This is a genomic window from Pseudomonas sp. ACN5 (assembly GCF_002303975.1).
Classification (GTDB): domain Bacteria; phylum Pseudomonadota; class Gammaproteobacteria; order Pseudomonadales; family Pseudomonadaceae; genus Aquipseudomonas; species Aquipseudomonas laurylsulfatiphila.
The window spans coordinates 48,541-69,633 of sequence record NZ_MRCP01000002.1 but is presented as its reverse complement, the minus strand read 5'-3'; the positions used below and the strand labels follow the sequence as shown (position 1 = coordinate 69,633).

Genomic DNA, 21,093 nt, shown 5'->3' with positions numbered 1-21,093 from the left:
TCGGATTCCTCTTACTCGGGCAGGGCGATCGGTCCGATCTCGTTGAATACATCTCCTGGACCCGGATTCTCGGCATGAGTTGCACCGCCGAAGTGTTTCATGATGCCCCACACCGCGTTGAGCGAGGTCTGAACCGCACCCTCAACCCAGGCTGGCGTCCACGAAACGTCGTCGCCAGCGATGAAGATCCCGCGCTGTTCTGCCGGCATGTCGTCCTGCATGAAGTGCGCGTACATGCGCTGGTTGTAGCGGTAGTGACCGGGCAGTGCGCCTTTGAACGCGCCGAGGAAATGCGGGTCGGCTTCCCAGGACACTGTGATCGGGTCGCCAATGATCCGTGCGGCGATGTCGACTTTCGGGTAGATCTTCTTCAGTGCATCCAGCGCCAGTTTCACGCGTTTTTCCACCGGGTGCGGGAGCATTTTCAGCGCGTCGCTCATCCACGAGTACGACAGGCAAATCACCCCTGGCTTGTCGTCGCCGTTGTCGAACAGATAGGTGCCACGGGTCAGGCGGTCGGTCAAGGTCATGCTCATCAGGTCGCGGCCGGTTTCCGGATCCTTGTCCTTCCAGAACGGGCGGTCGACCATCACGAAGGTCTTCGACGATTGCATGTAGCGGGTGCGGTCCAGGGCCATCCACATCTTTTGCGAGAACAGGGTTTCGTCGCATTCGATCTGGGTGGTCAGCAGCCAGCTCTGGCACGTGGTCAACACAGCGGCGTATTCGCGGGTGTCGCCCCAGTTGTCGGTGACGGCGAAACGGCCGCCCGGTGCGTGGGCAATCTTCTTCACGCCGGTGCGCGGCGCGCCGCTGTGCAGGGAACTGAGGCTGGTGCCGGCCGGCCAGTGCGCGCAACGCTCCGGCACATGGCGCCAGATGCCTTGTGGCACCTGTTCCACGCCACCGACCACCAGGTGCTGGTGATCGTCGCAATTGGTCATCACCACGCGGAAGATTTCCAGCATCGAATTCGGGAAGTCAGAGTCCCAGCCGCCGGTGCCGAAACCGACCTGGCCGAACACTTCGCGGTGATGGAACGACAGCTTGGCAAAGGCTTTGGACGTGGCGACGAAGTCATAGAAGGTGCGGTCGTCCCACAGCGGCACCAGGGTGTTCCACAGCTCCTTGAGGCGAGGCACGTCGCGGTCGCGAATGGCTTGCTGGATATCCGAGAACTGCGAGCCGGCCTCCAGGGCGTCGGCCCACGCGTCAGCCACTTCCTGGAACAGCGCAGGAAGGTCCGACAACTTCTGTGCGTAATGGGTCTGGCCTTCGAGATCGATCACCGTGCTGCCCGACGCAGGCGTCAGCGGGTTGGGGAACGGTTTGGTTTCCAGGCCGAGCTTGTCGACGTAGTGATAGAACGCGGTGGACGACACCGGAAAGCGCATGCCACCCAGTTCGGCCACGATGCCTTCGGCGCCGTTGAAGGCCTGGGAGCGCAGACGGCCACCCATTTTCGAGGCTTCGTAGACGACCGGTTTCAGCCCCAGCTTCATCAGCTCATACGCGGCCACCAGACCGGCAATCCCACCGCCGACAATCGCCACTTCGGCACCGTGATTGTGCTCGGGAATGCTGCCCAGCCCGGCCGGGTGTTCGATCCAGTCGTCGAAGGCGAAGGGAAAGTCCGGGCCGAAAATGGTGATTGGTTTTTTACCGTCTGCAGGATGGCGATTGTTCTTGTTCATGGCTGACCTTGCTGGCGACCCGACGCGGAATGCGCATCTGAGTATAGGAAAAGATGCCAGCCATTCTAGAGAGCACAGAACACGTTAATAAGACGCAAAGTGTCGTCGTTTTGCCATTTTGTTGGTCGATATGACGATATCGATGTACACACTGTCCATTGTGGGAGCGGGCTTGCCCGCGAAGAGGCCCGACCAGACACCACCAAACCATCGGCACAAACTCAAACCGGCTGCCCCCGATCAATCTTGCTGCTCAAGATGATCGACGTCGTGGTCTTTTCCACCCCATCCACACTGCCAATCTGATCCAGCAACTGATCCAGCTGTTCCGGCGAATCGGTGCGCAACCACGCCACATAATCAAATTCGCCACTCACCGCACACAACTGCTGCACTTGCGCCATGGCACTGAGCCGACGCAACACCTCCTTGCCGGAACGCGGTTGCACCGTGATCCCGACATACGCCTGCAACCCGCCGTCCACCACCCGCTGCCCGAGACGCACGCCGTAACCGGTGATCACCTTGGCCTTTTCCAGCCGCGCCAGGCGCGAGGTGACGGTGGTGCGGGCGATGCCCAGTTGCCGGGCGAGCATGGCCACGCTCTCACGGGCGTTGATCTGCAGGGCTGCAATCAACTGGCGGTCGATTTCGTCGAGAACGGGTGGGCGAGTGTCAGGCAAAGGGTTATCTCCAGCGGTATGGATCAGTGCGCAAGCATGTTACAGGCAGATTCTGCACGACGCTCGCGACGGATCCCTGATCTGGCCTCAGTACCGTTCGTGACATTTCTGCCTGCGACAAATTGCCATAAGTAACCAGTTAGTACATTATTCCGCCCTTGTCACAAATGGGGAAAATGTCCGACATGAACAATTCTGGGGCTGCCGCCGGCAGCAAATGGTTGCTGGCGGGGCTGGGTATGCTGATTGCACTGATCGGGCTCGGCCTGGCGGGTGGCGGTGGCTATCTGATTGCGCTGGGTGGCAGCTGGTATTTCCTGCTGATGGGCCTGGCGATGCTGGTGTCCGGCCTGTTGATTGCCCGTCGCAAGCCGCTGGGCGCCTGGCTGTATGGTGTGGCGCTGGTCCTCACCGTGATCTGGTCCTTGTGGGATGCGGGCCTCGAATACTGGCCGCTGGTCTCGCGGGTGCTGACCTTCGCCGTGATCGGTCTGGTGGTGGCGCTGATCTATCCGACCCTGGTCCGCGCTTCGGGCGCGACCGGCGGGCGTGGCGCCTACGGTCTGGCCGGCATTCTGGGTGTGGGCGTTGTAGCGACGATGGCCTACATGTTCGTGCCGACCCACGTGGTCAAGGCCTCCGTTGAACCTGCGGTTTCGCCGGTCGCGCCGGGTACCGAGCAGAAAGACTGGGCCCACTGGGGCAACACCACCGCCGGCAACCGCTTTGCCGCGCTGGACCAGATCAACAAAGGCAACATCGACAAGTTGCAGGTCGCCTGGATCTTCCGCACCGGCGATATCCCGCAAAGCACCGGTGCCGGCGCCGAAGACCAGAACACCCCGCTGCAAATCGGTGACACGGTCTACACCTGCACCGCCTACGGAAAAGTCTTCGCCCTGGATGCCGACACCGGCGCCCAGCGCTGGAAGTTCGACCCGCAAGGCACCGCGCCCAACTGGCAGCGCTGCCGTGGCCTGGGCTACTCCGAAACCCCGGTGTCTTCGGACAATCAGCCAACCGCGTGTACGAAACGCCTGTTTCTGCCGACCGGCGATGCCCGCCTGATCGCCATCAATGCCGATACCGGCAAGCCCTGCGAAGAGTTTGGCAACAATGGCACCGTCGACCTGACCACCGACATGGGCGAAGTGAAACCCGGTTACTACCAGCAAACCTCGACCCCGCTGGTCGCAGGGGACGTGGTGATCGTCGGTGGCCGCGTGGCCGACAACTACTCCACCGGCGAACCACCGGGCGTGGTGCGTGCCTACGACGTGCGCAGCGGTGAACTGGTGTGGGCGTGGGATCCGGGTAATCCGAACACCAGCAAACGTCCGCCGGCCGGTGAGACTTACACCCGTGGCACGCCGAACGTGTGGTCGGCCATGTCCTACGACGCCAAACTCGGTCTGGTGTACCTGCCGACCGGCAACGCAACGCCAGACTTCTTCGGCGGTCAACGCACCGAGTTCGACGACAAGTGGAGCTCGTCCATCGTCGCCATCGACGTGAAAACCGGCCAGGTGCGCTGGCACTTCCAGACCACTCACCACGACCTGTGGGACTTCGACCTGCCGGCGCAACCGCTGCTGTACGACGTGCCGGACGACAAGGGCGGTACCCAGCCAGCCTTGGCGCAAGTCACCAAACAGGGCGAGATCTTCCTGCTCAACCGCGAAACCGGCGTGCCGATTGCCCGCGTCGAAGAACGCCTGGTGCCGCAAGGCAAGGTTCCCGGCGAACGCTATTCGCCAACCCAACCGTTCTCGGTCGACATGCCGTCAATCGGCAACAAGACCCTGACCGAGTCCGACATGTGGGGCGCCACCCCGTTTGACCAGTTGATGTGCCGCATCCAGTTCAAAGGCATGCGTCACGAAGGCGTCTACACCCCGCCAGGCATGGACCGCGCCCTGCAATTCCCGGGCTCGCTGGGCGGCATGAACTGGGGCAGCGTCTCGGTTGATCCGAACACCAGCTACATGTTCGTCAATGACATGCGCCTGGGCCTGGCCAACTACATGATTCCGCGCGACAAGATCAAAGCCGGGGCCAGCGGCATCGAAATGGGCGTGGTGCCACAGGAAGGCACACCGTTCGGCGCCATGCGCGAGCGCTTCCTCTCGGCGGTTGGCATTCCGTGCCAGAAACCACCGTTCGGCACCCTGTCGGCCATCGACCTCAAGACCCACAAACTGATGTGGCAAGTCCCGGTCGGTACCGTACAGGACACCGGCCCGCTGGGCATCCGCATGCACCTGCCGATCCCGATCGGCATGCCGACCCTCGGCGCATCGCTCGCCACGCAGTCGGGCCTGCTGTTCTTCGCCGGCACCCAGGACTTCTACCTGCGCGCCTTCGACACCGGCAACGGTAACGAAATCTGGAAGTCGCGCTTGCCGGTGGGCAGCCAGTCCGGGCCGATGACCTACGTTTCACCGAAAACCGGCAGGCAGTACATCCTGCTGACAGTGGGCGGTGCGCGTCAGTCAACGGATCGTGGGGATTATGTAATTGCCTACGCTTTGCCCAAATAAGGTGACGTAGGAGCGAGCTTGCTCGCGATGGACGTTAACGATAACGCTGGCTGTCTGAATGGACGCGGCGCCTACAAGTCCATCGCGAGCAGGCTCGCTCCTACATTGTTTTGCGGGGCGACAGGATGGACAGCGACCGTCACTCGTAGTCGAATGCGAGAACGAAGGATCCGAGGCAATGGACATGACGACGAACCTGCCTGCCGCTGTACGCGACCGCGCATTGCAGATCGCCCATCACGAAATGGGGCACTACGTGGTGGCCCGCGCCCTGGGCTTTGAAACGGGCGGCGTGACCCTGACCGTGACCAGGGATTTGCGACACCAGGGCGGGGCCTCCATTACCTTGGTGCGCTCCATTTCGTCGATAGAAGCCATGAAGGAGCATCTGGAAGCCCGGATGATGGTGCTCCTGGCTGGCGCCATGGCGCAGACACTCCCTTCAAAGCCTTCAGCCGCAAAACGCGTAGACAAGCCCAAAGCCACTGCCATCCTCAAAGGCGAGCAGGGGGCGGAGCAGGACTACGCAAAAATCAGGGAGCTTCAGCATCTGCTGCGCAACATCGTCTACCCCGATACCGATCCAGCGTCGAGCGAGCGCATAACGGCGCAGCTTAAGAAGATGACGGATCAGGTGTGGGTCCGGACGCAAAAAATCATCGAGGATCAGGCCGAGACGATTGCCGAACTGGCTGCGGCGCTGGTGGACGGGATGGCTCTTGTGGAGCAATGGGGGCGGGCGGCGGATACGTTTGAGGTGGTGTTCACCGGGCCGATGCTGGAGCGACTGCGGGCAGTGAAAGCCATCCCTCCGTTACGTGTTTGGACTGACAGCTGCAGTGACGCCGTTCAGCACTCGAAATAACGAAGGGTCGTAGCGTTATTTGCTCGCGAGCATAGCGTCTTGCACCAGTGGCAACAGTGCATCAGTTGCCGCCAACAGTTCAGCCAGAAGGGTTTCGTCCACATCCATATAACCTTCGTACTCAGCCAGATTGCGGCGTTCGTGACAAAGCGCGAACAGGCGTACCTGGATTTTGTTCAGGCCGAGAGTATGTACAAGGCACTGAAATACCAGATAGCGGCGGTCGGAGCGAAAACCCTGCAGACGCATGGCGGTCAATGCCAGGGCATGGGCAGCGTTGTAGGCGAGGTCGAAGCGACTGGCGAAGGACAGGGCCGAACTGTGAGCATCCTGCAAACGGTCCGTGGCCGATCTCAGCAGTCCTTCACATTCCTTGCGATCTGGCGGTTCGGCTTTGAGGCCACCGCTACGCACCAGGTTCTCCAGATTTTCGTTATTGCCCATCGGCTACCTCTGCTGGGTTGCGGCCAATCAAATCAATTTTGTCCTGTTGCTCAACCCGCACGACAAAGCTGTTGCCGGCTGCCTTCTTGGCTTGCCAGTCGGCCAGGGTGTAGAGCGTTGGGTTAATGGTGCGACCAAGCTGTTCCTCTACGGGCAGTACCCGTTCCATCAAGTCGCTGTAGCTGAGGTTTTCTCCAATCAGCATCAGGTCAATGTCGCTGCCTGCATGCTCGTTCCCCTTGGCAATGGAGCCGTAGATAAACGCCCATACCAACTGATCAGACAGTGGAGACAAGGCTGCACGCAGTTGCTCTGCAATGCCAAAAGTCTTGCGAACTATCCCCAGCAGCTCTGCATAGATGGGGCAATCAGGGTTGGCCTGGTAGTGCGTCTGATTACCCCGCCGACTCATGGTGAGAATGCCTGCGCCATGCATGCGCTCCAGCTCACGCATCAGGCTGCCCTTGCCGACCTGCGCCCAGCGGGATATTTCATTGGCATAGAAGCTCTGATCCGGTTTGCCATAAAGCATGCCCAGCACTTTTTGCTGGGTGGCGGTAAACAGAGCATCGCTGAGCGGGATGGCAGGCATGGTCGGCTCTATAAGTCCCAAAAAGGGAACTATAGGTCCCTTTTTGGGAATTTTCAACTCTGCCGTGATCATGTGTTTTTCGATGGGGCTGCTTCCTTTCTGGTTTGAACAGACCGCCGCGTCAGCACCTTCACCACATCATCAATCAGCGCTTTGCTCATCGTCGTCAGGTAATGAGCGGCCCAGGCATGGCGGTCGGAGTCTTGGACGTAGGCGGCGTCGATGGTCAGGGACTTGGCGAGGAACAGCAGGTCGGAGGCTTGGGCCAGGGCGTCGGCGACGGGGACGTCGCGGCAGACGTGGAACAAGGGTTGATCCGAGAGATACAGGAAGGGTGTGAAGCCGACGGTTTTTAGTTCTGATGGTGAGGGCGCATTGGTTTTGGACCTGTTCAATCTCCTAAGCTTGAGGAGCTGCCACGTTCGTTTCCAAGCGAATGGGTGGCAGCTGTGCGCAGGTTGGAAAACCGGGAGCCTAGGAAACCGGCACGTCCAAAGACGTCCCACGCACAGCCGCCATGACACAGGATTGCAGTCGTAAAACGTCTGCGGTCATGTTGGGCACGTTGTTGCGATTCGCTCGACGGGTTTCCAAGCCCGATCGCTGAATGCTCAGCGACGTCCGGAGACTATCCCGTCGAAGAAAAGCGCAACAAGGCGGCAAAGTGCCCAACAGCAAGATTCGGAGTTTGCCTACAAGGTCCTAAGGCGTCATCCGATATTTCGATCAAGCAAGTGTGTCCAGGGCTCAATGTTCAGGCGTGGCTGGAAACTGTCATTAACAATTCAACAAGAAACAGGGGATGGTCGGACGGCCGCTCAAACCCATAGAATTATTCCCTTGAGATCATATTCCTTGGGTGGCATATTGTATGGGCTGGGATGTTGAGTACACCGACCAATTTGGAGACTGGTGGGAAGGGCTGGATGCAAAGGAGCAGGCCTCGGCCTGCGTCGATCTGCTGGAGCTCTTTGGGCCAGGCCTGCGTTTCCCCATAGCAGCGACATCAAAGGCTCGCTACATGGCAACCTGCGAGAGCTGCGGGTCCAGCATGCGGGGAGGCCTTATCGTGTGTTGTATGCGTTTGATCCTCGTCGATGCGCTCTACTTTTGATCGGCGGGGACAAAACCGGTCAAGACCGCTGGTACGACGAGCATGTCCCGCTGGCGGATAACTTGTATGACGAACATTTGGAAACACTGCGTAATGAGGGCCGCAACGATGGCTAAGAAATTTGCTGAGCTCCAAGCTCGAATGACGCCGGAATCTCGCGCTGACGCAGAGCGGCAGTTCCAACAGCATCTTAAAGAAATGCCTCTGCACGAGTTGCGTAAGGCCCAGGAGCTGAGCCAGGAGACCTTGGCCAAGGCGCTACATGTCAATCAGGCGGCAATTTCCAGGATGGAGCGACGAACCGACATGTATATCAGCACGTTGCGCAATTACATCCGCGCCATGGGCGGCGAGCTGGAAATCATCGCAACCTTTCCCGACGGACAGGTGAAGATCGAGAACTTTGCCAATTGAGGCGATAAAAACGTCTCTGCAAAAACCGATCAGCCAGACACGCAAAAGCCGCGCATTGCGCGGCTTTCTTGTTTGGTGGGCCCACACGGACTTGAACCGTGGACCAAAGGATTATGAGTCCTCTGCTCTAACCAACTGAGCTATAGGCCCTCAGTAGGTCGCGGATTATAGCGACGGTTTCGCGGCTGTGCTATCCGAAAAAGCCATTACGGTTGTACGAAGAAACGTCGCGGCGAATTCTTCGGGGGGCAAGGGCAGGCTGACGATGTAGCCCTGGATCTGTTCGCAGCCCTCGGCGGCGAGGAATTGCTGTTGCGCCTGGGTCTCGACGCCTTCGGCAATCACGGTGAATTGCATGCTGCGTCCGAGGGCGATGATGGCGCGTACGATCGCCGCATCGTGGGGGTCGTCCGGCAGGCCGCGGACGAAGGACTGGTCGATCTTGAGGATGTCCAGCGGCAGACGCTTGAGGTAACTCAGGGACGAGTAGCCGGTGCCGAAGTCATCGATGGCCAGTTGCACGCCCAGATGTTTGAGTTGATGCAATACCGCCAGCGCTTCTTCGGCCTGGCTCATGATGAAGTTTTCGGTGATTTCCAGTTGCAGGAATCCGGGGTTGAGGCCGTTGTCCTTCAGTAACTGCTCGATACGCCCCAGCAGGTTGGGCTGGCGCAATTGGGCGCCGGCAAGGTTGACCGACAGTGGGCCGGGGCTTTCGTACAGGCGGTGCCATTCGGCCATCTGGCGGCAGGCGGTTTCCAGGACCCAGTCGCCGATTTGCAGGATCATGCCGTTTTCTTCAGCCAGCGGGATGAAGTGTTCCCGCGGCACGTCACCAAAGGTCGGGTGGCGCCAGCGGATCAGGGCTTCGGCGCCGACCAGGCTGTAGTCGACGAGGCTGATTTTCGGTTGATAGCACAGGTGCAACTCGTTGCGTTCGATGGCGCGGCGCAGTTCGTGTTCCAGCGCCACGCGTTCACTGGCCTGGGCGGTGAGGTCGCGGGTGTAGCTTTCGACGCGGTTGCGGCCCTTGGCTTTGGAGCGGTACATCGCCGCGTCGGCGTTCTTGATCAGCGTGGCAACATCGCAGCCATCCTTGGGATAGAGGCTGGTGCCGATGCTGGCGCTGATGAAAAACTCGTGTTCGCCGGCCTGGAACGGCGCGGCGAAACAATTGAGCAGTTTGGTGGCAATGTTGTCGGCATCACTGGGTTGTTGCAGGCCTGGCAGCAGGATAATGAACTCGTCACCGCCCAGGCGTGCCACGGTGTCGATGTCACGCAACTGCTCCTTGAGACGTGCGGCAATGCCCTTGAGCAGCAGGTCGCCCACCGGGTGGCCGAGGCTGTCGTTGATGTGCTTGAAGCGGTCAAGGTCAAGGAACAGCACGGCGCCCTGGCCGCCGTTCTCCTGCTGGTTGTTGAGTGCTGTCAGCAGGCGGCTTTCGAACAGCGTGCGGTTCGGCAGGCCGGTCAGCGGGTCGTGGTGCGCCTGGTAGTCGAGTTTGGCCTGGGCATGCTTGAGGCTGGAGATGTCGGCGAATACCGCGACAAAGTGGGTGATGAACTTGTCGCGGTTGCGCACGGCACTGATGGTCAGCCAGCTTGGGTACAACTCGCCATTTTTGCGCCGATTGGAAATCTCGCCCTGCCAATGACCTTCGGCAGTCAATTGATGCCACATGGCCGCGTAGAACGCGCTGTCATGCAGGCCTGAGGCAAGCAGACGGGGCGTATGGCCCAGCGCTTCGCTTTCGCTGTAACCGGTGATTTCGGTGAAGGCACGGTTGACCGCACTGATGTGCTGCTGGGTATCGGTGATCAACACGCCTTCGGCGGTGCTTTCGAACACGGTGGCGGCCTGTTGCAGTTTTTCCTGCATCAGGTGCCGCTCGGTGATATCCCGGGCGATGGTCAGCATGCAGTCGTCATCGCCGATCGGCAGCGGACGGCTGGACACTTCACAGAGGCGGATCTGCCCGTCGCTGCGGCGGATATGACAACTGAAGTCGCGGACAAACCCGTCCCGATGCAGCAGGTCGAGCATTTGTTTGCGTTCATTGAGATTGACCCAGATTCCCAGATCCAGCACCGAACGATCCACGGACATGGCGCTGTTGAATCCGGTGATGCGACTGAAACCCTCGTTGACCTCCAACAGCAAGCCGTCACTTTGCCGCGATAGCAGCAGGCCGTCGGGGGATGCATGGAAAGCCTTGGCGAACTTTTCTTCGGACGTTTGCAGTTGTTGCTGGGTTTCCTTGAGCTGGGTGATGTCCCGCACCACGACCACCAGCGCCGGTGTCATGTCGAGGTCGAACGGTTCGGCGGAGATCAGCCCGGTGAACACCTGGCCGTTGCTGCGACGAAAGGGCATTTCCAGATTGCGGATGCTGCCGGCCTGCAAGCGTTGCAACAGACCCGGCCCAACGCCGGGAATCCCCCAGATGTTCAGGTCGGTGGCGGTCAGTCCAATGACGTCCTCGGCCTTGAGGCCGATCTGTTCTTCGAATGCTTCGTTGACCTCCAGCAGGCAACCGTCGCTCAGGCGGGCGATCACCAGAATGTCAGGGCATTGCTGGAACACGGAAGCGAATTTCTGTTCCGACAGGCGCAGCGCTTCTTCGGTTCGCTTGGCGTCGGTGATGTCGATCATCAACCCGCGCATCACCGGCTCTTGCCCGTGTTCGATCAGGCTGACGATGTCGCGCACCCACAGACAGCGCCCGTCGGCAGTGATCACCCGGTAATCGAGGCGGTGATCGCGCCCGGCCAGCACCTCGTGATCGCAGAAAGTCTGGGCACGAGTCAGGTCGGCGGGGTGAATGATGTTGCGCCAGAAGCCCGGAATCAGCCAATGGGAGAGGGGATAGCCAAGAAGATCTTCGGCGTGGGGCGATACGTAGCTGTAGGTGTAGTCGGTGACCCTGGCTTCCCAGGCGATGGCCGACAGGCTCTCTACCAGGCCGCGGTAGTGGTACTCGCTGCTGCGCAGTTCCTGTTCAAGATCGACCCGGCGGGCGATTTCCGAACTCAAGCGGCGGTTGATGCGGATAACCGCCGCCAGCACCAGGGTCAGCAGCAGCAATCCGGGCAGGCCATACACCAGCAGGTCATTCCAGAATGTTCGATGATCGATGACGTTACCGACCCAATGCTCCTGAATGGCGCTGATTTCGGCGGGGCTCATGTCCGCCAGGACTTTGTCGAGAATACCGACGAGGATTGCGTTGTTGCGGGGTACGGCCATGGCCAGTTGATAGCGATAGGGGGTTTCACCGCTGACATACAGCCCATCGAGCTTGAGCTGACGCAGGCTCCAGACGCTGGACGCCAGATCGCCCACCACCGCATCCACTGCACCCGTGGCCAGCGCCTGTAACGCCGAGCTGACGTTGGGCATCGCCACCAGGTTCAGGTCGGGATTGTGGGTGCGCAGCAGTTCGTGGGGGGCGTAGTTTTCCACCACGGCGATTTTCAGGCCATACAGGTCTTGCAGGTTGTGTGGCTGGGGGCCCCTGACATGGGCCAGGATGACGATCGGAAAATCCAGATAGGGGCGGGTGAACGACAGGTATTTCTGGCGTTCCGGGGTCGACATGATGCCCGGCAGCAGGTCGATTTTGCCTTTTTTGGCTTGTTCCAGGACGGCGGTCCAGCTCACCGGCTCGATGGGCGTGAGCCGGGTTTTCAGTCTTTGGCGAATGACCTCGATGTAATCCGCGGCAAGGCCCTGGTAGCGGCCCTCATCGTCGCGAAACTCGAAGGGCGGCCACGACGCATCGACACCCAGGCGCAAGTCCGGGTGAGCCGCCAGCCAGCTACGTTCATCCTCAGTTAGAGTCAGCGCGCCAGCCGTTGCGGTCCAGGTCATCAGCGACAGCAAAAAAAGCACGGTCGGCAGTCTGGGCATAACGGTCTCGTTATGGCTCTGGGGAATGTTTCGAGTGTAGACGGGCTACAGGGCGGAGGGGGAGGTGTGGAGATATTAATCTGCCATAAAACAAAACCCCCGGCCTGGGCCGGGGGTTCTGTGATCACTCGTCGAGGAAGGAGCGCAGATGCTCGCTTCTGGTCGGGTGGCGCAGCTTGCGCAACGCCTTGGCTTCGATCTGACGAATCCGCTCACGGGTCACGTCAAACTGTTTGCCAACCTCTTCGAGGGTGTGGTCGGTATTCATGTCGATACCGAAGCGCATGCGCAGTACCTTGGCTTCACGGGCAGTGAGGCCGGACAGTACTTCGCGAGTCGCTTCTTTAAGGCTCTCAACGGTTGCAACATCGATTGGCGACTGCATGGTCGAGTCTTCGATGAAGTCACCCAAATGGGAGTCTTCGTCATCACCGATCGGGGTTTCCATGGAGATCGGCTCTTTAGCGATCTTCAATACCTTGCGGATCTTGTCCTCAGGCATTTCCATGCGTTCGCCCAGCTCTTCCGGGGTCGGTTCGCGACCCATTTCCTGCAGCATCTGCCGGGAAATGCGGTTGAGCTTGTTGATCGTCTCGATCATGTGCACCGGAATACGGATGGTGCGGGCCTGGTCGGCGATCGAGCGAGTGATCGCCTGACGAATCCACCAGGTGGCATAAGTCGAGAACTTGTAGCCGCGACGGTATTCGAACTTGTCTACCGCTTTCATCAAGCCGATGTTGCCTTCCTGGATCAGATCGAGGAACTGCAGGCCACGGTTGGTGTACTTCTTGGCGATCGAGATCACCAGACGCAAGTTGGCTTCAACCATCTCTTTCTTCGCGCGGCGGGCCTTGGCCTCACCGATCGACATGCGACGGTTGATGTCCTTGATCTCGGCGATGGTCAAACCGGTTTCGGTTTCCAGCGCGGTCAGCTTCTGCTGGCAACGGACGATGTCCGGCTGCAGGCGGCCAATGGCTTCAGCGTATTTGCTTTTGCCTTTGGCCAGGGCGTCACTCCAGCTTTCGTCGACTTCGTTGCCCGGGAACTGGCGCAGGAAGTCTGCACGCGGCATGCGTGCATCACGAACGCAGAGCTGCATGATTGCACGCTCTTGCTGACGCAGGCGATCCAGGGCGCTGCGAACACGCTCGACCAGGGCTTCGAATTGCTTCGGTACCAGTTTGATCGGCATGAACAGGTCGGCCAGGGCCAGCAACTCGGCAATCGCTGCCTTGTTGTGACGACCGTGCTTTTTCAGCGCCTTGCGGGTGATTTCCATCTGATCGGCCACGGCGCCAAAACGCTGGGCGGCGATGATCGGATCCGGACCGCTTTCGGCTTCTTCCTCGTCATCCGAGGCTTCACCGTCTTCGTCGTCGGTGTCGTCATCCGCCTTGACGGCTTTCGCGTCAATCGGTGGCGGCACTTCTGCCGCAGGCGGCGCGATGCCGTCGTCCGGGTCGATATAACCGCTCAGGACGTCGGACAGGCGGCCACCTTCGGTGGTGACGCGGGTGTACTCGGAGAGAATATGATCAACCGTGCCAGGGAAGTGCGCGATGGCGCTCATCACCTCACGGATGCCCTCTTCAATACGCTTGGCGATTTCAATTTCGCCTTCACGCGTGAGGAGCTCCACCGTACCCATTTCGCGCATGTACATGCGCACCGGGTCGGTAGTGCGACCAATGTCGGTCTCGACCGCAGCCAACGCTGCAGCGGCCTCTTCGGCTGCGGCTTCGTCGGTATCGGCGTCGGCCAGCATAAGGGAATCCTTATCTGGCGCAACCTCGAATACGTTGATCCCCATGTCATTGATCATGCGGATGATGTCTTCCACCTGTTCCGGATCTGAAATATCCTCCGGCAGGTGGTCGTTGACCTCCGCGTAAGTCAGGTAGCCCTGCTCACGACCAAGTGTGATCAACTCTTTGATACGAGACTGCTGTTGCGCTTTTCCGGACATAACACCCTATCCACTGAAGGTCTTGGCGGGCAAAAAACAAGCCGAGGATTATACCTGAGCTATGACCTCACGCGCCAGTTGAGGTCGGGTTTGATGCGGAAACATTGCGACTTAAAAGGTCGCGCAGTTGGTTTTTCTCTTCGGTGCTCAATTCACTTTGACGTGCTTTTCGAAGAAGTTGTTCCAGGTTTCGCTCGCGTTGGCGGGCTGACAAGCTAGTAATGGTGTCGAAAAACTGTTGTTCAAGGTTGTCTCCATCAATCAGCCATTCCTTTTCCGCCAGGGCCTTGAGCAAGCGGCCCTGCTCTGTGCCGTGCCAGCGGGCAATCAGCTGAATTGAGTTTAGCTTGGGATTCTTCTGCACGGCTTCGAGCAGCGCCACCAGCAATTGTGTGTTGGTGTGATCCTCGGCGGCGAAGTGCCCGGCATCCTCGACTTTCTCGGCCAGTTGCGGGTGATGCAGCAGCGTGCGCAAGGCGGCGAGGGTCGGCGGTTCTACGGCGGCGGGCACCCGTGGCGCGCGAGGTTGATCGCGATCACCGCCCCGTTTGCCATTCTTGTCCCACGGTTTCTTGTCCCATTTCTTGCCTCCTGCACCGGGCTTCTTTGGCGTCCATTCCTGCTGCGGCACATACATGTCCTGTGCCTGCGGCTGATGATAGTCGCTGTAGTCGGGCATTGCGTCGTAATCGATGCCCGGGTCGTAGGCCGGCGGTGCTTCCTGCGGGGCGCTTTGTGCCAGCTGGCTCACCGCTTCGCCGCTCAAGCCGGTGATTTCGCTCAGGCGCTGGCGCATCAGGGTGCGCAGGTTGGCGCCCGGGACTTTGTCGATCAGTGGTGCGGCGAGGGTGGCCATGTGTGCCTTGCCCTCGAGCGAGCGCGGGTCGGCTTCTTCCGTCAATTGCTGAAAGAAGTAATCGGCCAGGGGCTGTGCATGCTGGTTGATCCGTGCGCGGAAGGCATCTGTGCCTTCGGAGCGGACCAGGGTGTCCGGATCTTCGCCCTCGGGCAGGAACAGAAAACGTGCACGACGACCGTCCTGCAGACTCGAAAGTGTTGCCTCCAGTGCCCGCCATGCCGCATTGCGACCGGCCTGATCGCCGTCGAAGCAGAACAGCACGCTGGGCACGACGCGAAACAGCCGCTTGAGGTGCTCTTCGCTGGTGGCGGTACCCAGGGTCGCGACGGCATTGCGCAGGCCTTGCTGGGCCAGGGCAATGACGTCCATGTAGCCCTCGACGACGATGATCTCGTCGAGGTTGCGGTTGGTCTTGCGCGCTTCGTACAGGCCGTAGAGCTCCTGCCCTTTATGGAATACCGGGGTTTCCGGGGAGTTCAGGTACTTCGGCTTGTCGTCGCCCAATACCCGGCCGCCAAAGGCAATGACGCGCCCGCGGCTGTCGCGGATCGGGAACATCACCCGGTCGCGGAAGCGGTCGTAACGTTTGCCGCTTTCGGCGTTTTCGATCAGCAGGCCGGCATCGATCATGGCTTTTTGTTGCAGGGTATCGCTGCTCAAATGCTTGAACAGGTTGTCCCAGCCGGGCGGTGCAAAGCCCAGGCCGAAGTCCCGGGCGATTTCGCCGGTCAGCCCGCGACCTTTCAGGTAGTCCACGGCAGCCTTGCGTGATGGATGGCTCTTCAAGGCCTGGCGATAAAAGTCGGCGGCGGCGCTGAGCAACGGATACAGCGGCGAATCGGTCGGCTGCCGCGGCTTGTGCGGCCGCCCGCTTTCTTCGCGGGGGATTTCCATGCCGGCGGCTTTGGCCAGTTCTTCGACCGCCTGGACGAAATCCAGGTTGTCGTGGTCCATGATGAAGCCGAGGGCGTTGCCGCCAGCGCCGCAGCCGAAGCAGTAATAGAATTGTTTGTCGGGGCTGACGCTGAACGACGGAGTCTTTTCCTTATGGAACGGGCAGCAGGCGGTGTGGTTCTTGCCGGCCTTTTTCAATTGCAGGCGCGAGCTGACCACATCGACGATGTCGGTGCGGTTCAGAAGGTCGTCAATGAAGCTCTGGGGAATTAGCCCGGCCATGGCGTTCTCGTCATCTGCGCTGAAAGGAGCCCGAAACGTACGGCGACCGAACGCGGGCATTGATTGAAGCGCGCAAAGTGTGCGGCTCGACCAGTGTCGTCTGCGTAATCGCTGTCGGGAAGTGTATCTGCCGAAAATCCACTGACGTTAATGCCAATCAGTATTCGGCTGTTTGAATGTGTTGCGCTGAATCCGCTGCGGCCAAACACAGGCCTCGGATAGCTCATCATTCGGCACGCAAGCAGGTGCCTTGGGCTGATCGTCGTGAGAGGAATCAGTGGGTGTGCTCGTCAGTAGCCTTGAAAGGCTCGTCAGAAAAGACGTGCACTGCTGGCAAAAGAGCCAGGTCTGACGCGGTGAAGCAGATTTGTCTCGGTCGCGTCTGCGGCTTTGACAGTGAAGCATCAAGCGTTTTACGCAAATGCCATAAGCCCGGCTGAGGGCCGGGCTTGGCAGAAGCTTGCTACGGTCGTCTGTGTATTAGTACAGACGAACGGCGCGGCGCTGTTCGCGCTGAACTTTCTTGGCGTGACGCTTAACAGCAGCAGCTGCTTTGCGCTTACGCTCAGAAGTTGGCTTCTCGTAAAATTCGCGGCTACGAACTTCAGCCAGTACACCGGCTTTTTCGCAGGAGCGCTTGAAACGACGCAGAGCTACGTCGAAGGGTTCGTTCTCTTTTACTTTGACGGCTGGCATCCAGAGCTACCTTCATTCATTACCGGGGTCAACATCCTCGCGGCAAAAGAGCACTTGAAGACGTCGGTTTTTAAGGGTTGCGGATGTTAACCCCTCATCGCTCGGAATGCAAAGCCTCTGATCGAAAACCGCTGGTCGGGGCATCCCGCGACGACTATTATGCGCGCCTTCGAATTCAGCCTAAACAAGGCGCAAACCCATGCTAGTACTGGGATTAGAAACCTCCTGCGACGAAACCGGCGTCGCATTATATGACAGTGAGCGCGGGCTGTTGGCCGATGCGCTTTTCAGTCAGATCGACCTGCACCGCGCCTATGGTGGCGTGGTGCCGGAGCTGGCCTCGCGCGATCACGTCAAACGCATGCTGCCCTTGATTCGTCAGGTGTTGGCCGAGGCCGACTGCGTGCCGACCGAGATCGACGCCATCGCCTATACCGCGGGTCCTGGCCTGGTCGGTGCCTTGCTGGTGGGGGCTTCCTGCGCCCAGGCGCTGGCCTTTGCCTGGGGTATTCCGGCCCTCGGTGTACACCACATGGAAGGCCACTTGCTGGCACCGATGCTGGAGTCGCAACCGCCGGAATTCCCGTTCGTCGCTTTGTTGGTCTCCGGTGGTCATACGCAACTGGTTCAGGTCGACGGAATTGGTCAGTACACGCTCTTGGGCGAGACCCTGGATGATGCTGCCGGCGAAGCTTTCGACAAGACGGCCAAGATGATGGGGCTCAATTATCCGGGCGGACCGGAGATCGCTCGCCTTGCAGAGCAAGGAGTTGCGGGGCGTTTCGTCTTCCCGCGTCCGATGTGCGACCGACCGGGCCTGGATTTCAGCTTCAGTGGCCTGAAAACCTTTGCGTTGAATACCTGGCAACACTGCGTCAGTGCCGGGGACGACGGCGAGCAAGCCCAATGCGACATCGCACTGGCGTTCCAGCAGGCCGTGGTGGAGACTTTGACCATCAAATGCAAGCGTGCCCTTAAAGCCGCCGGCATGAAGCGCCTGGTGATCGCCGGGGGCGTCAGTGCCAACAAGGCGTTGCGCGCTTCTCTGGAGAAAATGCTCGGCGATATGAAGGGCGATGTGTTTTATGCCCGTCCGCAGTTCTGTACCGATAACGGCGCGATGATTGCCTTTGCCGGCTGCCAGCGCTTGCAGGCCGGTCAGCAGGAAAGCCTGGCGATCAGCGTGCAGGCACGCTGGCCGATGGAGCAGTTGTCGGCGTTGTGATGAGCGGCGCTCATGTCCGGCCGCTAGAAATGCCGTTCGCGCCCGGCAAACAGGTCGCGTAGATTGCTGCGATGGCGCCAGACGATCAGTCCGGTGAGCGTGCTCATGGGCAGCAGGGCCGCCGGTTCTTGCCAGGCCAGCAAAGGCAGGGTCAGCGGCGTGGCAATCAGGGCGGCCAGGGAGCTGGTGCGGGTCAGGTAGAACGTCAAGAGCCAGGCGCAAACCGCCAGAAGGGCGGCGGGCGGGTACAGCCCCAGCAGCATGCCGGCAGCGGTGGCGACACCCTTGCCGCCGCGAAAACGGAAGTACAGCGGAAACAGATGGCCGATGACGGCATAGACGCCGATCCAGGCTTGCTCCTGCTGCGAAAGACCCGCAAGGCGCGCTATCAGTACCGGCAGCAGGCCTTTGCAAAGGTCGCCGAGCAGGGTCAGGATGGCGAGTTTCTTGCCGGCCAGGCGCAACATGTTGGTGGCGCCGGCATTGCCCGAGCCACTCATTCGCGGATCGGGGTTACCGGTCAGGCGGCTGAGCAAAATGGCAAAGGACAGAGAGCCGAGCAGGTAGGCGAGGATCGCCAATAACCAAAACATGCTAACTATTCCGGGCGAGGAAGCCCTGATTCTAACGGCGCATTGCGCCCTTGTCGTGTAGCGGAGAGAAGTGCTTGGACAGAGTGTTTATCGAGGGCCTGGAAGTCGACACGGTGATTGGTGCCTACGACTGGGAACGAGGCATCCGACAGTGCTTGCGTCTTGACCTGAGCTTCGCCTGGGACAATCGCCCGGCCGCAGCCGGTGATGACCTGACCCTGGCGCTCGACTACGCCAGTGTTTCCTCGCGCATCCAGGCGTTTGCCGAGCAGGCGCAATACCAGCTGGTCGAGACCTTTGCCGAGCGTCTGGTTGAAGTGCTGATGAGTGAATTCAGGATCACCTGGATGCGCCTGAAGCTGACCAAGCCCGGCGCGGTCCCGGCTGCCACCGGTGGTGTGGGCGTGGAGATCGAGCGCGGATGTCGCTGACTCAGGTGTACCTCGGGCTCGGTAGCAATATCGAGCGTGAAACCCATTTGCGGGCGGGGCTCGATGCATTGGCGGCATTCCTTGTCGATATCCGCTGTTCGGCAGTGTTCGAAAGCCAGCCGGTGGGCATCAAGAGCGGGCCGTTCTTCAATTTCGTGGTGTCGGCGTATACCGATCTGCCGCTGATGGAGCTTGATCGTCGATTGAAGTTCATTGAGGCGGATAACGGTCGTTACGCACCGGATCGCCGAGGTTTGCCGCTGGATATCGACGTCTTGTTGTTCGGCGACCTGGTGGGCAACTTCGATGGCCTGATCTTGCCCCGGGCAGAAATCCTGAAAAATGCGTTCGTTCTGTGGCCGTTGTCGTTGATCGCGCCGGATCGCGTGCACCCTGGTGTCGGTAAAAGTTTCGCCAGATTGTGGGCCGAATCGCAGATTGATCAGGCACTGGCGCCAGTGGCGTTTGAGTGGCGTGGCGAGCAATTGACCCCGTCCAGTTTCCTTTAAAGCAAAAGATAGCAGCCTTCGGCAGCTCCAATTACAGGGAGACGCATATTCCTGTGTAGGAGCTGCCGAAGGCTGCGATCTTTTGATCTTGCTTAGGCTTGTTCCTTGTAGGCCTTCAACGCCTTGAGTCGCTCACGCTTGATCGCCTCACCCAACTCTGGTCCCTTGAAACCCTTCTCCAGCAACGGCTGAACCGCAACGGTTCGCGCCGCAGTCGCCGCCCCGCGCAGATAATCCGCCTGTGGATAACTTCTCTGCTCCAGTCCTTCGCGTCCGCGCGCATCCATTTCGCATGCCGCGATGAACTCCTCGAACCGCTGTGGTCGGCGGTAAACGTCGAAACTTTGCAACAATTCCAGCAATGTCGATGGCTTCAACTCCAGGGCGCGATGCCCATGGGTGTGGTACTCGCCTACCAGCATTGCCAGTTCCTGACAGTCTCTCGGCGCCTTGAAGCGTTCGTTGACCGCTTTGATCAGCTTCAGGCCCTTGAACTCGTGGGCAATGTGCTGTGGCCATTCCTGCTCTGGCGTCAGGCCCTTGCCCAGGTCGTGCAGCAGGCAGGCCCAGCGCACGGTCAGTGGTTGTTTGTGCAGTGCTGCTTGCTGCAACACACTCAAGGTATGTACGCCCGTATCGATTTCCGGGTGATGGGCCGGGGGCTGCGGGACGCCGAACAGTGCGTCGACCTCCGGCATCAGCACCTTGAGTGCGCCACATGCGCGCAACACCTCGATAAACACCTGTGGCTGATTTTCCATCAGGGCGCGGGAGATTTCCTTCCAGCTGCGCTCGGGAGTCAGCGCCTCAAGCTCGCCTGACTCGCTGAGTTGACGCATCAGTTCCAGGGTTTCCGGGGCGACGGTAAAACCCAGCGCGGCATATCGTGCGGCAAAGCGGGCAACGCGCAGGACCCTGAGCGGATCCTCGGCGAACGCCGGAGAAACATGGCGCAGCAGGCGCGCTTCGAGATCGCGCTGGCCGTGGTAGGGGTCGGTCAGGTTCTGCTGATCGTCTTCGGCCATGGCGTTGATGGTCAGGTCGCGACGGATCAGGTCTTCTTCAAGGGTGACTTCAGGACTGGCGTGAAAAGTGAACCCGCCGTAACCGCGCCCGCTTTTGCGCTCGGTGCGGGCGAGGGCGTATTCCTCACCGCTGTTTGGATGAAGGAACACCGGGAAATCCGCGCCCACCGGGCGAAAGCCCTTGGCGAGCATTTCTTCGGTGGTGGCGCCAACCACGACCCAGTCGATATCGGTGACCGGTTTGCCCAGCAGGCGATCACGTACCGCACCACCGACTTTATAAATACGCATAAAAAACCTCCGTTAGCTCGACAGGATAACCCTTGCATCGAGCTTTCGGAGGCGCAAA

General features: G+C 59.9%; 17 protein-coding genes, 1 tRNA gene and 1 pseudogene. 7 read left to right on the top strand and 12 right to left on the bottom strand.

Annotated elements, in window-relative coordinates:
* Nucleotides 1–11 precede the first annotated feature (11 nt).
* Both BSF40_RS03460 and BSF40_RS03455 read right to left on the bottom strand, forming a co-directional pair.
* Nucleotides 12–1,694, bottom strand: a complete 1,683-nt coding sequence (locus tag BSF40_RS03460; RefSeq protein WP_007980300.1) for an NAD(P)/FAD-dependent oxidoreductase — start codon at nt 1,692–1,694, stop codon at nt 12–14.
* 221 nt (nt 1,695–1,915) lie between these two features.
* The gene (locus BSF40_RS03455; RefSeq protein ID WP_007980298.1) at nt 1,916–2,377 is read right to left on the bottom strand and encodes an Lrp/AsnC family transcriptional regulator; all 462 of its coding nucleotides are present in this window, start codon (nt 2,375–2,377) and stop codon (nt 1,916–1,918) included.
* A gap of 185 nt (nt 2,378–2,562) precedes the next feature.
* Between BSF40_RS03455 and BSF40_RS03450 the strand changes: the two genes are divergently transcribed.
* Both BSF40_RS03450 and BSF40_RS03445 read left to right on the top strand, forming a co-directional pair.
* Nucleotides 2,563–4,917 carry a glucose/quinate/shikimate family membrane-bound PQQ-dependent dehydrogenase gene (locus BSF40_RS03450; protein ID WP_095964097.1) on the top strand — a complete coding sequence of 785 codons (2,355 nt, stop codon included), beginning with the start codon at nt 2,563–2,565 and terminating at the stop codon, nt 4,915–4,917.
* Nucleotides 4,918–5,101: 184 nt separating this feature from the next.
* A complete protein-coding gene (locus tag BSF40_RS03445; RefSeq protein WP_095964432.1) occupies nt 5,102–5,782 on the top strand; it encodes a peptidase M41 in 681 nt (226 codons plus the stop codon).
* Between the two features lie 15 nt (nt 5,783–5,797).
* Here the strand turns inward: BSF40_RS03445 and BSF40_RS03440 are convergent, their stop codons facing one another.
* From BSF40_RS03440 to BSF40_RS03430, 3 genes are all read right to left on the bottom strand, one after another.
* Nucleotides 5,798–6,226 carry a hypothetical protein gene (locus BSF40_RS03440; RefSeq protein WP_095964096.1) on the bottom strand — a complete coding sequence of 143 codons (429 nt, stop codon included), beginning with the start codon at nt 6,224–6,226 and terminating at the stop codon, nt 5,798–5,800.
* Entirely contained in the window at nt 6,216–6,818 is a 603-nt protein-coding gene (locus tag BSF40_RS03435) for a nucleotidyltransferase domain-containing protein (RefSeq protein ID WP_095964095.1), read from the bottom strand. Before BSF40_RS03435 ends, BSF40_RS03440 begins: the two co-directional genes overlap by 11 nt.
* 68 nt (nt 6,819–6,886) lie before the next feature.
* The gene (locus BSF40_RS03430) at nt 6,887–7,213 is read right to left on the bottom strand and encodes a DUF3077 domain-containing protein (protein ID WP_095964094.1); all 327 of its coding nucleotides are present in this window, start codon (nt 7,211–7,213) and stop codon (nt 6,887–6,889) included.
* Between the two features lie 476 nt (nt 7,214–7,689).
* On the opposite strand from BSF40_RS03430, the pseudogene BSF40_RS03425 reads away from it, so the two are divergent.
* Together BSF40_RS03425 and BSF40_RS03420 are read left to right on the top strand one after the other, a co-directional pair.
* Nucleotides 7,690–8,048, top strand: a pseudogene (locus BSF40_RS03425) (type II toxin-antitoxin system RelE/ParE family toxin).
* Nucleotides 8,041–8,346: an XRE family transcriptional regulator gene (locus tag BSF40_RS03420; protein WP_095964093.1), complete on the top strand. Its 306-nt coding sequence runs from the start codon at nt 8,041–8,043 to the stop codon at nt 8,344–8,346. Before BSF40_RS03425 ends, BSF40_RS03420 begins: the two are co-directional and overlap by 8 nt.
* Before the next feature lie 73 nt (nt 8,347–8,419).
* Here BSF40_RS03420 and BSF40_RS03415 read toward each other — a convergent pair.
* The 5 genes from BSF40_RS03415 to rpsU all read right to left on the bottom strand — a co-directional run bounded on the left by BSF40_RS03415 (nt 8,420) and on the right by rpsU (nt 16,961).
* Nucleotides 8,420–8,496: transfer RNA gene (locus BSF40_RS03415), tRNA-Ile, on the bottom strand.
* A 15-nt stretch (nt 8,497–8,511) separates the two neighbouring features.
* Nucleotides 8,512–12,258 (bottom strand): bifunctional diguanylate cyclase/phosphodiesterase, encoded by a 3,747-nt coding sequence (locus BSF40_RS03410; protein ID WP_095964092.1) that lies wholly within the window; start codon nt 12,256–12,258, stop codon nt 8,512–8,514.
* A gap of 124 nt (nt 12,259–12,382) precedes the next feature.
* On the bottom strand, nt 12,383–14,230 hold the full coding sequence (rpoD, locus tag BSF40_RS03405) for an RNA polymerase sigma factor RpoD (RefSeq protein WP_007980239.1): 1,848 nt from the start codon (nt 14,228–14,230) through the stop codon (nt 12,383–12,385).
* Between the two features lie 67 nt (nt 14,231–14,297).
* The gene (gene dnaG, locus BSF40_RS03400; RefSeq protein WP_007980233.1) at nt 14,298–16,265 is read right to left on the bottom strand and encodes a DNA primase; all 1,968 of its coding nucleotides are present in this window, start codon (nt 16,263–16,265) and stop codon (nt 14,298–14,300) included.
* Nucleotides 16,266–16,745: 480 nt separating this feature from the next.
* Complete coding sequence (gene rpsU, locus BSF40_RS03395; protein ID WP_002551877.1) at nt 16,746–16,961, bottom strand: 30S ribosomal protein S21; 216 nt, start codon at nt 16,959–16,961, stop codon at nt 16,746–16,748.
* 199 nt (nt 16,962–17,160) lie between these two features.
* On the opposite strand from rpsU, the gene tsaD reads away from it, so the two are divergent.
* On the top strand, nt 17,161–18,186 hold the full coding sequence (tsaD, locus tag BSF40_RS03390; protein ID WP_095964091.1) for a tRNA (adenosine(37)-N6)-threonylcarbamoyltransferase complex transferase subunit TsaD: 1,026 nt from the start codon (nt 17,161–17,163) through the stop codon (nt 18,184–18,186).
* Between the two features lie 23 nt (nt 18,187–18,209).
* Here the strand turns inward: tsaD and plsY are convergent, their stop codons facing one another.
* On the bottom strand, nt 18,210–18,779 hold the full coding sequence (gene plsY / locus BSF40_RS03385; RefSeq protein ID WP_015097072.1) for a glycerol-3-phosphate 1-O-acyltransferase PlsY: 570 nt from the start codon (nt 18,777–18,779) through the stop codon (nt 18,210–18,212).
* 74 nt (nt 18,780–18,853) lie between these two features.
* Between plsY and folB the strand changes: the two genes are divergently transcribed.
* Both folB and folK read left to right on the top strand, forming a co-directional pair.
* Nucleotides 18,854–19,210 carry a dihydroneopterin aldolase gene (gene folB, locus BSF40_RS03380; RefSeq protein WP_095964090.1) on the top strand — a complete coding sequence of 119 codons (357 nt, stop codon included), beginning with the start codon at nt 18,854–18,856 and terminating at the stop codon, nt 19,208–19,210.
* Entirely contained in the window at nt 19,201–19,719 is a 519-nt protein-coding gene (gene folK, locus BSF40_RS03375; protein ID WP_095964089.1) for a 2-amino-4-hydroxy-6-hydroxymethyldihydropteridine diphosphokinase, read from the top strand. Before folB ends, folK begins: the two co-directional genes overlap by 10 nt.
* 92 nt (nt 19,720–19,811) lie before the next feature.
* Here the strand turns inward: folK and BSF40_RS03370 are convergent, their stop codons facing one another.
* Complete coding sequence (locus tag BSF40_RS03370) at nt 19,812–21,035, bottom strand: multifunctional CCA addition/repair protein (RefSeq protein ID WP_095964088.1); 1,224 nt, start codon at nt 21,033–21,035, stop codon at nt 19,812–19,814.
* Between the last annotated feature and the right edge of the window lie 58 nt (nt 21,036–21,093).